A 12,506-nucleotide genomic window follows, 5' to 3' on the forward strand; every position below is an offset into this window, starting at 1 on the left:
CTCAGGGGCGGCGGAGCCGTAAAGAAAACTGAGCTTGAAGTAGTCCTGAGACGGGCCGAGCGCCCGCGATGGCCGGAGCATCGCGGGCGCTCGGTTGTTCCCTCAGGGGAGAGGTTCAGGCGCAGGCGCTCTCGTAGACGCGGAGGAGTTCCTGGCTGACGCGCTCGAGCGAGTAGCGCGAGCGCGCGCGGTCGGCGCCGGCGAAGCCGAGGGCCGAGCGGAGGGTGCGGTCGCCGAGGAGGTCGCGGATGCGGGAGGTGACCTCGACGGGGCGGCGGACGAGGAAGCCGGTGACGCCGTCGACGACCGAGTCGAGGTGGGCGCCGGAGGCCGAGGCGATGACGGGGACGCCGCAGGCCATGATCTCCAGGGCGGCGGTGCCGGTGGGGACGGTCGGCTGGAGGGACAGCGCGACGTCGACGCTGCGGATCAGCTTCGGCATCGCGTTGTGGGGGACGTGGCCGAGCAGGGTCAGCCGCTCCTCGACGCCGCGGGCGCGGGCCAGCATGCGCAGGCGCTCCAGGGCCGGGTCGTCGCCGCCGGCCACGACGAGTTCGGCGTCGGGGACCGAGGTCAGCGCGTTGATGACGGCGCCGGCGCCGGTCGCGCCGACGTGGAGCAGGCGCGGGTGGCCTTCACGGGGGAACGCCGGGCCCTGGCGGCGGAAGCGCTCGATGTCGACACCGTTCGGCACGATCGAGATGTTGCGGCGCGGGACGCCCATCTGGATGAGCTGCGACTCCTCGCCGGCGCAGGCCGCGATCACCGCGCGGGCCCGGCGGCCGATGGCGCGCTCCAGCCGGAGCACCTGGGCCGAGGGGCGGTCGTCGTGGTGGAAGGTCTGGGTGACCGGGACGTCGAGGCCGTCGGATCCGGCGATGGCGGCCAGGCCGCCGGTCCACGAGTGGGCGTGGATGACGTCGGGGCGCTCGGCGTTCCAGCGCTGCTTGAGGCCGTCGGAGAAGTCGGAGATGTAGGGGAGGAGCTCGTTCTCGGCGAGTTCGCGGTCGGGACCGGCGGGGACCCGCTCGACCCTGACGCCCTTGATCTGCGCGTCGTCACGGGTGTAGACGGTGACTTCGTGGCCCCGGCCCAGTTCACGGGCGACGGCGGGGGCGGTGGAGGAGAGGTTGTTCGTGGCGACGATGGCGATATGCATGACACACCTCATGGCGAATACGCGATGAAAGGGGTGTGCCTGCGTCTTAGGCACGAACTATGTTGTGGTCTTTACCGTACACCGAACCGCTTCAAACGCAAGCTTTGGCGAGAATTACGCCTCGATGCGCAGACCTGGCGTGGTGTGCCAGCCGATCAGCCGCATCAGCTGGCCGACGTGTTCGGGCACCGGGCCCAAAACGAGTTCGCGCTGGTCACCGAGGGTCTTGGCGGTGTCGACCAGGGCCCGCAGACCGGCCAGGTCGATGAACGTCACCCCGTGGAGATCGACGTGGAGATCGCCGGAAACCGTCTGGGCCGCGTCGGCGAGACGGCGGGCCAGGTCGGCCGAGGAGGTGGCGTCGATCTCGCCCTCGACCCGGATGCCGTCGGGGCCGAAGGTCCGCCGGATGCGCAGCAGCGCGGTCTGGAGCAGCAGATCGTGGTCGTCGGCGCGGTGGAGCCGGAGCAGGTCGGCCAGCTCGCCGGGGCCGAACAGCCGCTTGTCGAACTGGCACACGCCGAGGGCGGTGCCGGTGTCGAAGACCCTCTGCAGGCCGCTCTCGAACGCGGCCAGCCGCTCGTGACCGGCCCTGACCGCCCAGCTCATCTCACCGGTCACCCGCAGCGCCCGATAGCCCTCTGACCTGGCCCGATCTGCCTGCTCCGCGACATCGGCAGGGGTGAACGACTCGAGCCGGTGGATCTCCAGCCGCCCCGAGCGGGCGGCGTCGGTGGTGTCGACGCCCCAGCCGCGCAGCAGCCCCGTGACGACGGCGGGGTGGGTCACGTCGGTCAGATACAGCACCTTGTCCGCACCGGCCAGCCCTTCGGCGATGAAGGGGGCCAGCACGGGCTCCAACTCGGCCTCGTCGGAGTAGGCGACGGACCTGTGGTCACCGGGCTGCACCCGCCAAGGCTAGCGGGAACGACGCAGCGTGAGAACCGTGACCTCGTCGACGACGTCGTCGTTGCAGAACGCGCGGTGGTCCTCCTCGATCGCCTTGACCACGGCGGCGGGCGGCTGGTTGACGCACCGGGCCAGCACTTCGGTCAGCCGCGCCTCGCCGTAGTTCTCCCCGGCGGCGCTGCGGGTGCCGACCAGGCCGTCGGAGTAGAGCACCAGCGTCTCACCGGCCGCGAGGGTCAGCTCTTCGGTGGCCGACTCGGCGCCCTCTTCGAAGCCGAGCGGCACGCCGCCGCCCTCGGTGAAGCGCACCCCGCCGTCGGGCTGGAGCAGCGCGGCCGGGTGGTGCCCGGCGGAGGCCAGGCGGACCTTCCTGCCCCGGACGAAACCGGCGGCGGCCATCACGAACAGGCCGGTGTGCTGGGCCAACAGGGCGTCGTTGACCTTGCGGAGGGCCTCGCCGGGGTCGCGTTCGAAGGCGCTGAGCACCCTGATCCCGTTGCGGACCAGGGAGGTCACCGAGGCGGCCTCCTCGCCGCGTCCGGCCGCGCCGCCGATGACGAAACCCCAGCCGCCCTTCATCGGGAAGACGTCGTAGAACTCGCCGCCGATCGCCCGCATGGCCGAGCCGGGGTGGTAGATCGCGGCGGTCTCGAACCCGGCCACCTCGGGCAGCGACCGGGGGAGCACGCCGCTGCGCAGGGCGTCGGCGGCGTTGGAACTGCGCTGGAAACTCCGCTGGGCCCGCAGGGCCAGCCCCAGGTGGCCGCCGATCTCCTCCAGGAGCCCCAGATCGGCCAGGCCGAACGGGGGGCGGTCTCTCAGCCGTACGAGGGTCAGCACCCCGGCGACCTCGTCGTCCGACCGGATGGGGACCGACAGCAGGCTGCCCGCCTTCATCTGGGTCAGCACGTCGCCGCCGAGCAGGGTGTCGTCGCTGAGCATCTCGTGGACGACCCCGGTGCGGGTGGCCAGCACCCGCTCGACCAGCGGCGCGGCGGCCGGGTCGAGGCCCTCGATCGCCCGCTGGAGCTTGGCGGCGGGCTGGGTCGACGGCGCGATCACGGCGGCCCGGTGGAGGTTCCCGTCGCGGACCATGTCGGCGATCACCCAGTCGGCGGTCTCGGCCGCCAGCAGGCGGGCCGCGCGGATCAGGGCGACCGGCTCGCGCAGGCTCTCGTCGTCGAGCAGCAGCCGGGTGAGCTGCGCCGACAGTTCGTGGCGGCGGGCCGCCTCCAGGAACAGCGACTCGTCAGGGGTGTCCTTTCCTGCGTCGCGGCCGGTGAGCTGCACGTCGGTCGGCAGGGCGACGGCCGCGACCATCTCCTGCGGCTCGCCGGGCATCCGCAGGCGGCTCAGCACCAGCCGGACCGTGTGGGCCCGGCCCTGGTGGGCCAGCCGGGTCTCGAAGGTGGTGCTGTCTTCGCTGCGGAGGGCCTCGGCGAACCTGGCGCGGAAGACGGCCCGGTTCGACGACTCGATGAGCAGCGGGAACGCGCGGCCGATCAGATATCCGGCCGGGCTGCCGAGCAGCCGGGTGGTCTCGTTGTTGATCCGGCGGACGGTGCCGCCGGTGTCCATCACGATCACCGGGATCGGGAGGGTGCGGAAGATCTGCCGGAGCAGTTTCTGCTCGCGCTGGGGGCCGCCGTCGCGCCGCCGCTTCGCCTTGGCCAGCTCGCTCAGGGCCTCGTTGACCAGCCCGTGGGCGGTCTCGAGCTCGGGGCTGCGGGGCAGGTCGGCGACGTGTGCCGCGAACTCGCCCAGCCGCTGCTCCAGGTCGGTCACCGGTGTGTGCTCCCTCTCTCATCCGTCATCGGATGATTAGACCCCAAACTAGGGGAATGGTCTTCCCTGTGATTCCCATTCTCGCCCGTGATCTCGCCGCCCTCGGACGCGTGACCGAGGGAACCTCCGCCGAGAGCGTGCTGCGCGGGGTGACCGAGGCCATCGCCCGGGGCGTGCCCGGCTGCGCGGGCGGCACCGCCGAACTCTGGATGGACGACCGGGTGCTGCTGGCGTCGTCCCACAGCGAGCTCATCGCCGTCAGCGATCGAGAGCGTGACCTGCGCGAAGGCCCCTCACGGGAGGCCCTGCGCAGCGGCCGGCCGATCGTGGTGGCCGACGTGATGCGCGACCAGCGGTGGCCCCGCTACGCCGCCGCGGCCGTCCGGCACGGCGTGCGCTCGATCCTGGTGCTGCCCGTCGAGGTCGACGGCGCGATCGTGGTCATCGGCCTGTACGGCGTGCGCCCCGGCGTGTTCGCCGACCACGTGCCGCTGACCGAGCTCCTGCGCGAGCAGGTCACCGTGGCGCTGGCCAACATCTGGGAGTTCGACGACGTGCTGACCGGCGCCGCCCAGATGCAGGAGGCGATGGCCGGGCGCGCGCTGATCGACCAGGCCAAGGGCATCATCATGCAGGCCAGCGGGGTCACCCCCGAAGAGGCCTTCGACGAACTGCGCCGGATCTCCCAGCACCACCAGGTCAAGGTCGCCGACCTGGCCAAACTGCTGGTCACCGAGCACCAGCAGAAGAACGCGAAGAGCTAGGCGGCGGCGACCGCCTCGTCGACGGTGTCGAACATGGGGAGCCGCTGCGCGAGGCCGGTCACCCACATCACCTTCGAGGCCGGATATTGCACGTTGACCAGGGCGAAGAAGCCGCCGGCGGCGGTCGCCCGCTGCCAGTGGTGGACGATCAGGCCCAGGGCCCGCGAGTCCATGAACGTCACGCCGCCCAGGTCGAGGATCATGTCTGATCCGTGGTCGTCGACGACCGAATCGAGGTGGTCGGAGAACTGCTCCCGGGTGGTGGCGTCGAGGATCCCGTCGATATGGACCACCGCGTATTCCGCCACGACGCTCGAGCGCATCGTCAGGGTTGCCAACGCCTCGCCTCCTTCGACGCAACCTTACTGTTCCTCAGGGAGTTGTGTAACGCCCCGATTCGGGGCATTATGTGTCGCAGAGGTCCAGCAGAGGGCTTCGTCTCGGTTTTCTTGAGCGAGACGCGCCCTGCGGACCTTTTCGCGTTCCAGGGGCGGCGCTCGCAGAACCCCCTAGGAGACGGCGACATGCCTGCCGACCTGATGAACGAAGTGACCGCCGAAGACCTGCTCGTCGAGCTGATCGACGAGACCACCACCGATGAGCGCGCCGCCCGCCTGCGGGAGCTGATCGTGGAGATGCACCGCCCGATGGCCCGCGACATCGCCCGCCGCTACCTCCACCGTGGCGAGCCGATGGAGGACCTCCTCCAGGCCGCCTACGTCGGGCTGATGAAGGCCATCAACGGCTTCGACCCCACCCTCGGCCACAGCTTCCGCGGCTACGCCATGGTCACCATGACCGGCGAGGTCAAGCGGCACTTCCGCGACCGCACCTGGGCGGTCCGGGTGCCCCGGATCTACCAGGAGCGCCGGTCGGAGCTCAACCGCCTGGTCGCCGACATGACCCAGGAGAACGGTCGCTTCCCGACGGTCGCCGAACTGGCCGAGCGGATGGGCATCTCCGAGGAGGACATGCTCCTCACCCTGGACGCCTCCTCGGCCTACAGCACCCTGTCGCTGGACGCCCCGATGGGCGCCGACGACGACGCGGCCGCCCTCGGCGACGTGATCCCCGACAGCGACGACAGCCTCTCCACCCTGATCGACCGCGAGGCCGTCAAGCCGCTGATCGACGGGCTGCCGGAGCGGGAGAAGAACATCCTCCTGCTACGGTTCTATGGCAACATGACCCAGGCGGAGATCGCCGCCGAGTTCGACATCTCCCAGATGCACGTTTCGCGAATCCTGCGGAAGGTTCTCGACCAGCTCCGCGCGGAGCTTGTCGCCTAATGGCGGCTTTCCACCCGATTCCCTGGGATATCGGGCAACCTGCCGTGATGACCCGGGGTATCTTTCTTCGGAGTGCCGCCACTACTGGAAGGCGTTAGCGGGTGAACGAGGACGGCGCCGCGCCGCCGCCCGCACCGGGTGGCGCGAAGGAGATCACGTTCTCCCTCGCCGACCTGCCCGACGTGCGGGAGTTCGCGGCTGCGCTGGCCCGCCGCGGAGGGATGCCGGAAGACCGGGTCAACGACTTCCTGGTCGCCCTCAACGAGGTCACCACCAACGCGGTCACCCACGGCGCCACCAAGGCCCGCCTCCGGATTTCGTACGAACCGGGCTTCCTCGTGGCCGACGTCCACGACGAGGGCCGGCACTGGTCGCCGGAGTCACCCCCCGGTTACACCCCGCCGCGTGAGAACGCGACGAGCGGGATGGGCCTGTGGGTGGCCCGGCGGCTCAGCAGTGACATGCGGGTCGTCACGGGCGCGACCGGATCGACCGTGGTGATGCGTTTCCCCCTCTAGGCCAGAGGGGACGGGGATGAAATGACCCCAATATCCAGAATTCTGGTGGTCGGCGGGGGCAACGTCGGCATGTACGTCGCCCTGAGGCTCCAGCGCAGGCTGCGCCGGGAGCTCAAACAGGGCAAAGTCGGCATCACCGTCGCCGATCTCGACTCGTACATGACCTATCAGCCGTTTCTGCCCGAGGCGGCGGCGGGCAACCTGGAGCCCCGGCATGTGGTGGTCTCGCTCCGGAAGGTGCTGAACCGCTGCCGGATCCTCAGCGGCCGGATCTGTGACATCGACCTGGCCGGGAAGTCGGCCCGGTTCGAGCCGCCCGAGGGGCCGCAGAAGGTCCTCGAATACGACTATCTGGTCTTCTGCCCCGGTTCGATCACCAAGACGATGCCGATCCCGGGCCTCGCCGAGCACGGCATCGGCTTCAAGACCGTCGAAGAGTCGATCCACCTGCGCAACCACATCCTCGGCAAGCTCGACACCGCCGCCTCGACCGACGACCCCGAGGTGCGGGCCCGCGCGCTGACCTTCGTCTTCGTCGGGGCCGGGTTCGCCGGGGTGGAGGCGCTGGCCGAACTGGAGGACATGACGGCCGACGCGTGCCGCTACTTCCACGGGATCAACCGCGACTCGATGCGCTGGATCCTCATCGAGGCCAGCGACCGGATCCTGCCCGAAGTGGGCACCTCCCTGGGTGAGTGGACCGCCGACGAGCTGCGCAAACGCGGCATCGAGGTGCGCCTCAACACCCGGCTCAAGTCGGTCGAGCACGACGTGGTGGTCCTGGACGACGGCGAGTCGTTCCCCTGCGAGACCCTCGTGTGGACGGCCGGGGTCAAGGCCAACCCACTCGTCCAGCACCTGCCTCCGGGTGACAGGGGCCGGGTGTCGGCCTCGGCGGAACTGCTGATCGACGGCACCGACTACGCCTTCGCGGCCGGCGACTCGGCGGCCGTGCCCGACCTGACCCAGCCGGGCCGGTTCTGCCCGCCCAACGCGCAGCACGCCGTCCGGCAGAGCAAGGTCCTCGCCGACAACCTGATCGCGACGATCCGGGGAAAGAAGCGCACGCCCTACCGGCACAAGAACGCCGGATCGGTGGCCTCCCTGGGCCTGCACAAGGGGGTCGCGAACGTCTACGGGCTCCAGGTGCGCGGCTTCCCGGCCTGGTTCATGCACCGGACCTACCACCTGACCCGGATGCCGACCTTCAACAGGAAGGCCCGCATCCTCATGGACTGGACGCTCGCGCTGTTCTTCAAGCGCGAGGTCGTCGCCCTGGGCGCGCTGGCCCGGCCGCGTGAAGAGTTCGAGTACGCGATCAGAACAGAGGACGCCACGAGTAACCCCCGCCCACCCGCCGACCGATAAGAGGATGTGGAGCGGACCGAGGCGATGCGGGCGGGACTCCGGTCCCGTATCGCCCGATTAGCCCGGCGGGCAGGGGGCTACACCCCGCCCGTGCTGCTGGCCGCCATCGCGGCCGGGACCCTCGCCCCGCTGATCACCTCGGGCCTGGGCGCCGCCGCGATCGGGGCGGTGGCCGCCGTGGGCGGCAACGTGCTGACCGACATCGTGAAGCAGGCCGTCGACCGCCTCCGCCCGGGCGAGGCCGTCGAACCCGCCATCGAGGCGGCCCTCCACGACGCGCTGACCAGCGGAGACTCCGCCGCCCTGAGGTCCGAGATCGCGAACGTGCTGCGTGACGTGGGCGCGGTCACCGTCGCGCTCGACGCGGCCGGTGACGACATCCGGGCCGATCTCGCGACCGGGTTCGCCGACCTGGGCGGCCGGTTCGCCGAGTTCGCGTTCCTGCGCACCGAACTGCGCGAGGCCCTCGACGACCTCCAGATCAGCCTCGACCAGCAGGGCGCCCAGCAGCAGCTCATGATCGACCTGCTCCGCCACCAGTCGACCGAGGTACGCCTGGTCAGATCGGCCCTGGAACGCCGCGCCACCGAGGGGCCCGCGGCCCAGTGGCCCGGCCCGCCCTACCGTGGCCTGCAGCCCTTCACCGAAGACCAGGCCGAGGTCTTCCACGGCCGCGAACGCCTCGTCGCCGACCTGACCGGCCTGCTCTCCCGGCACGAACGCGGCCTGTTCGTCGTCACCGGCGCCTCGGGCGTGGGCAAGTCGTCGCTGGTCCAGGCCGGGCTGATGCCGGCCCTCGCCCGTGAATGGCCTGAGCGCCCGCGCCGGGTGATCACCCCAGGCCTGTTGCGCCTGGCGGTGACGCTCGCGGTCCTGGCCTCGGCCGACGTCGCCTCCGTCTACGACGCCCTGGTGGAGCGGCCCGAATCGGCCGGTGTGCTGGCCGGGAGCGATCTGGTGCTGGTCGTCGACCAGTTCGAGCAGATCTTCCAGACCGGCGAGGCCGAGGCGTTCGTGAAGGCGCTGGCCGCGATGACGGCGACCGTGATCGTCGTCGTCCGGGGCGACTACATCGACCGGTGCGCCGCCCATCCCGAGCTGGTGGGCGCCCTGCGGGAGCGTCAGTTCGTGGTCGGGCCGATGGAACAGGGCGAACTGCGCCGCGCCATCACCGGGCCCGCCGACGCCTCCGGGCTGGAGATCGAACCCGGCCTCACCGACACGATCCTCGCCGAGCTCTCCGGCCCCGGCGCGCTGCCGCTGCTGTCCCAGGCGATGCTGACCACCTGGGAACACCGCGACGGCGACCGCCTGACCGCCAGGGGCTACGCCCTCAGCGGCGGAGTCGCCAAGGCGGTCGAGACGGCGGCCGAGGCGGCCTACGCCGAGCTCACCCCCGACCAGCAGGTCGCCGCCCGGGTCCTGTTCACCGACCTGACCGGCGTCGACGACGACGTCCGGCTGGTCAGGCGCACGATCGACGGCCCGGCCGACGCGGTGGCCGAGGCGTTCGCCCGGCGCCGCCTGATCACGGTCGGCGACGTCGTCCAGATCTCCCACGACGCGCTCCTCACGACCTGGCCCCGGCTGCGCGCCTGGCTGGAGGAGGACCTCGCCGGGCACCGGTTGCGCAGCCAGTTCCTCGACGACGCCCACGACTGGGACGAGAGCGGCCGCGACCCCTCGTTCCTCTATCGCGGGGTCCGGCTCACGGTCGTCCAGCGCGCCGCCCCCGCCTGGCACCTGCCCGCACCCGCCGCCGACTACCTGCGCGCCTCCGGCCGCGCGGCCTCCCGGGGCGCCCGGCTGAGACGGGGCGTCGCCGCCACGCTGGTCCTGCTGCTGGTGGGAGCGCTGGCGGCGGCCGGAGTGGCGTTCGTCTCGGCCAGGGAGGCCGACCGCCAGGCGGCGCTGGCGGCGACCGGCGAACGTGTCGCGACCGCCCGCGCGCTGACCACCCGGGCGGGGATCGTCAGGGGCGGCGACCCGGGCGGCGCGCTGAACCTGGGGCTGGCCGCCTACCGGCTCGACCCGGGCGCCGAGACCCGCGCCGACCTGACGGCCACCCTGGCCGGTCCGTTCCGTGGCGAGCTCAGGAACGAGGGCGGGGCCGGTGCGGTCGACATCTCGCCCGACGGGCGGCTCCTGGTCGTCGGCCTCGGCGCGGTGACCAGCTTCAACGATCTCGGCGGCATCCAGGTCTGGGACATCGCCGACCCCCTCGATCCGCGTCTGCTCGCCCGCGACACCACCGGCCACACCAACGCGGTCGTCAGCGTCGACGTCGATCCTTCGGGGAAGCTCGCCGCCTCGAGTGCGATCGACGACACGGTCATCCTCTGGGACCTGACCGACCCCCGCCGTCCCCGGCGCTTCCCCACCGTCATCACCCCCCGCGACCTGCCGAACGTGGTGGCCTTCGCGCCGTCCGGCCCCACCCTGGCCGTCGGCGGCGACGGCCTGACCTTCTGGGACGTCACCGACCCCGCCCACCCGCGCCAGAAGGGCGAGCGCCTGACCGTTCCGGGCAACCCCCGCCTCGTGTCCGGCGCCTATAGCTGGAACGGCCTGCGCTTCGCCGCGGTCTACAACGACGGCACCGCGGTCGTGTGGGACCTGCCGGCCCGCCGTGCCCACCCGGTGACCGGCAGGAAGGGCGGCGCCCCCCAATCGGTGGTCTACTCCGGTGACACGCTCGCGATCGACTGGTCCGACCAGGAGGTGACGTTGTGGGACGTCGCCGACCTCGACCGCCCCCGGCGACTCGGGGAGCCGCTGACCAGTCAGGGCGGGCTGGTGACCTCGGTGGCCTTCTCTCCGGCCGAGGCGCTCCTCGTGGTCGACGGCCCCGACGGGGTGCTGACCCTCTGGGACCTGACCGATCGGGCGCACCCCGTCAGGCGCGGCACCAGGCTGCCCACCAGCGACACTCCGACGACCGGCCTCGTCTTCAGCCCCGACGGCCGCACCCTGGTGTCGACCTCGTACTCGGGGATCGCCACGTTGTGGGACGTGACCGGATTCCGCTCGGTCGACTATCCCTTGGGCAGGACCCCGGGCAAGGAGGGCGTGCGGGGTGACTCCACCGGCGATCCCGAGCACGTCGCCTACTCACCCGACGGGCGGATGCTCGCGGTGGGCGAGGGCAGATACGCCCTGCTGCTGAACGCGGCGACCAGGACCGAGATCTTCCCGCGTCTCGGCGGTCACGAATCGACCGTCAAGGGCGTGGCGTTCTCGCCGTCGGGAGACCGGCTGGTCACCGCCAGCGCCGAACGGCTGGTCGTCTGGGACCTCACCGACCTGTCCGGGCCGCGTCAGATGGGGGCGCCGCTGGCCCGCGACCCCGGCGTGACGAGCTTCGTCACGTTCGCTCCCGACGGGCGCCTGCTGGCCGGTTCGGGCAACCTGGGGGTCCGCGCCTGGGACGTGACCGGCGCCGTGCCCCGGGAGATCGGCCTGCCCGAGGGGATCGGCGAGCCGGTGGTGTTCTCCCGGCAGGGCCTGTTCGCGGTCGCCCCGCCCTACGGCGCGGTCGTGCTGTGGAACGAGTCGGGGCCCGTCGCCACTCTGCGCGACGTCACCGGTCCGGTCGCCTTCTCTCCCGACGGGCGGCTGCTCGCGGCGGCCGACGGCAACTACCGGATCTCCCTGTGGGACCTCGCCGATCCGGCCCACCCCCGGATGATCGGCGACGCGCTGGGCGGCCACACCGCGTACGTCGGCGCCCTGGCCATCAGCCCCGACGGCCGGTTGCTGGTGTCCGGTGACCGCGACGGGCTGCTCTTCCTGCGCGACCTGACCGACCCGGTGCGCCCCCACCTGCTCGCCGGGCCGGTCACCCTGACCGGCTCGCCGACGTCGGCCGTCTTCGCGCCCGACGGGAAGACCCTGGCGGTCGCGGGCTGGGGCGGGGACACGTGGGATCAGCAGGTGACGCTGTGGGACCTCTCCTACCTCAGGCCGATCCAGGACGACCCCGTGACCAGGGCGTGCGCCATCACCCGGGGTGGCCCGGCCCCCTCGGAATGGACCAGGAACGTGCCGGCCCTCCGCTACGAGAAGGTCTGCCCCTGACGGCCGGCGACGATCGCGTCGAAGTCGGGGATGCGCGAGGAGATGGCGTCGCCGGTGAAGTCGCCCACCCAGCCGTCGTCGTCGTGGAAGAAGCGGATCGCGCAGAAGTCGGGGCTGGTGCCCATGTCGAACCAGTGGGTCGTCTTCGCCGGCACGCTCAGCAGGTCGCCCGCCTCGCACAGCACCGCGTGGACCCTCCCGCTGACGTGCAGGTAGAAGATCCCGGCCCCACGCGCGAAGAACCGCACTTCGTCGTCGTCGTGGGTGTGCTCGTTGAGGAACTTCGCCCGCGCGCCCGCCGCCACGTCGGCGGCCGCCTCGGGGCCGAGCTGGACGACGTCCACGAACGTGTAGTTCTCCTCGGCGTTCACCTTCGCGATCTGGTCGGCGTAGGCGGCCAGCACCTCCTCGGCGGAGACCCCGGTCGGGAGGAGGTCCCAGTGGCGCAGCCGGACGCCGATCTCGTCGAGGGTCGCCGCGATCTCGGCGGGATCTTCGGTCCGCTGGAGCAGGGAGGCGTCGTCGGAATAGACGGTGAGGTAGGTCATGGAACCAGCGAACCACTGCGGGCGGGTGATCGCCAGGCCGGGATCCGATCCGCTGCTACGCTCCGTGATCATGGGAACACTCTGTCTGG

General features: G+C 71.5%; 10 protein-coding genes. 5 read left to right on the forward strand and 5 right to left on the reverse strand.

All coding sequences use genetic code 11. The annotated features are described in order from the left end of the window. Nucleotides 1-115: 115 nt before the first annotated feature. The 3 genes from ACYQ78_RS03785 to ACYQ78_RS03795 form a co-directional block, all read right to left on the reverse strand. Nucleotides 116-1,159, reverse strand: a complete 1,044-nt coding sequence (locus ACYQ78_RS03785; protein ID WP_459799236.1) for a glycosyltransferase — start codon at nucleotides 1,157-1,159, stop codon at nucleotides 116-118. Between the two features lie 114 nt (nucleotides 1,160-1,273). Next, a complete protein-coding gene (locus ACYQ78_RS03790) occupies nucleotides 1,274-2,068 on the reverse strand; it encodes an MEDS domain-containing protein (RefSeq protein WP_459799237.1) in 795 nt (264 codons plus the stop codon). Between the two features lie 9 nt (nucleotides 2,069-2,077). Further along, the gene (locus ACYQ78_RS03795) at nucleotides 2,078-3,853 is read right to left on the reverse strand and encodes a SpoIIE family protein phosphatase (protein ID WP_459799238.1); all 1,776 of its coding nucleotides are present in this window, start codon (nucleotides 3,851-3,853) and stop codon (nucleotides 2,078-2,080) included. Between the two features lie 68 nt (nucleotides 3,854-3,921). On the opposite strand from ACYQ78_RS03795, the gene ACYQ78_RS03800 reads away from it, so the two are divergent. Beyond that, complete coding sequence (locus tag ACYQ78_RS03800; RefSeq protein ID WP_459799239.1) at nucleotides 3,922-4,617, forward strand: ANTAR domain-containing protein; 696 nt, start codon at nucleotides 3,922-3,924, stop codon at nucleotides 4,615-4,617. Here the strand turns inward: ACYQ78_RS03800 and ACYQ78_RS03805 are convergent. Further along, on the reverse strand, nucleotides 4,614-4,955 hold the full coding sequence (locus ACYQ78_RS03805) for an STAS domain-containing protein (protein WP_459799240.1): 342 nt from the start codon (nucleotides 4,953-4,955) through the stop codon (nucleotides 4,614-4,616). The genes ACYQ78_RS03800 and ACYQ78_RS03805 overlap by 4 nt on opposite strands. A 186-nt stretch (nucleotides 4,956-5,141) precedes the next feature. Between ACYQ78_RS03805 and ACYQ78_RS03810 the strand changes: the two genes are divergently transcribed. The 4 genes from ACYQ78_RS03810 (at nucleotide 5,142) to ACYQ78_RS03825 (ending at nucleotide 11,869) form a co-directional block, all read left to right on the forward strand. Beyond that, entirely contained in the window at nucleotides 5,142-5,906 is a 765-nt protein-coding gene (locus ACYQ78_RS03810) for a SigB/SigF/SigG family RNA polymerase sigma factor (RefSeq protein WP_459799241.1), read from the forward strand. Nucleotides 5,907-6,007: 101 nt separating this feature from the next. Beyond that, nucleotides 6,008-6,424: an ATP-binding protein gene (locus ACYQ78_RS03815; protein ID WP_459799242.1), complete on the forward strand. Its 417-nt coding sequence runs from the start codon at nucleotides 6,008-6,010 to the stop codon at nucleotides 6,422-6,424. A gap of 21 nt (nucleotides 6,425-6,445) precedes the next feature. Next, nucleotides 6,446-7,792 (forward strand): NAD(P)/FAD-dependent oxidoreductase, encoded by a 1,347-nt coding sequence (locus ACYQ78_RS03820; RefSeq protein ID WP_459799243.1) that lies wholly within the window; start codon nucleotides 6,446-6,448, stop codon nucleotides 7,790-7,792. Between the two features lie 6 nt (nucleotides 7,793-7,798). After that, nucleotides 7,799-11,869, forward strand: coding sequence for an NACHT and WD repeat domain-containing protein (locus ACYQ78_RS03825; protein WP_459799244.1), 4,071 nt, complete (start codon nucleotides 7,799-7,801; stop codon nucleotides 11,867-11,869). On the opposite strand, the gene ACYQ78_RS03830 is transcribed toward ACYQ78_RS03825, so the two are convergent. Further along, on the reverse strand, nucleotides 11,848-12,489 hold the full coding sequence (locus ACYQ78_RS03830) for a 1,2-dihydroxy-3-keto-5-methylthiopentene dioxygenase (protein ID WP_459799245.1): 642 nt from the start codon (nucleotides 12,487-12,489) through the stop codon (nucleotides 11,848-11,850). The genes ACYQ78_RS03825 and ACYQ78_RS03830 overlap by 22 nt on opposite strands. Between the last annotated feature and the right edge of the window lie 17 nt (nucleotides 12,490-12,506).

Source organism: Herbidospora sp. RD11066 (assembly GCF_054661255.1).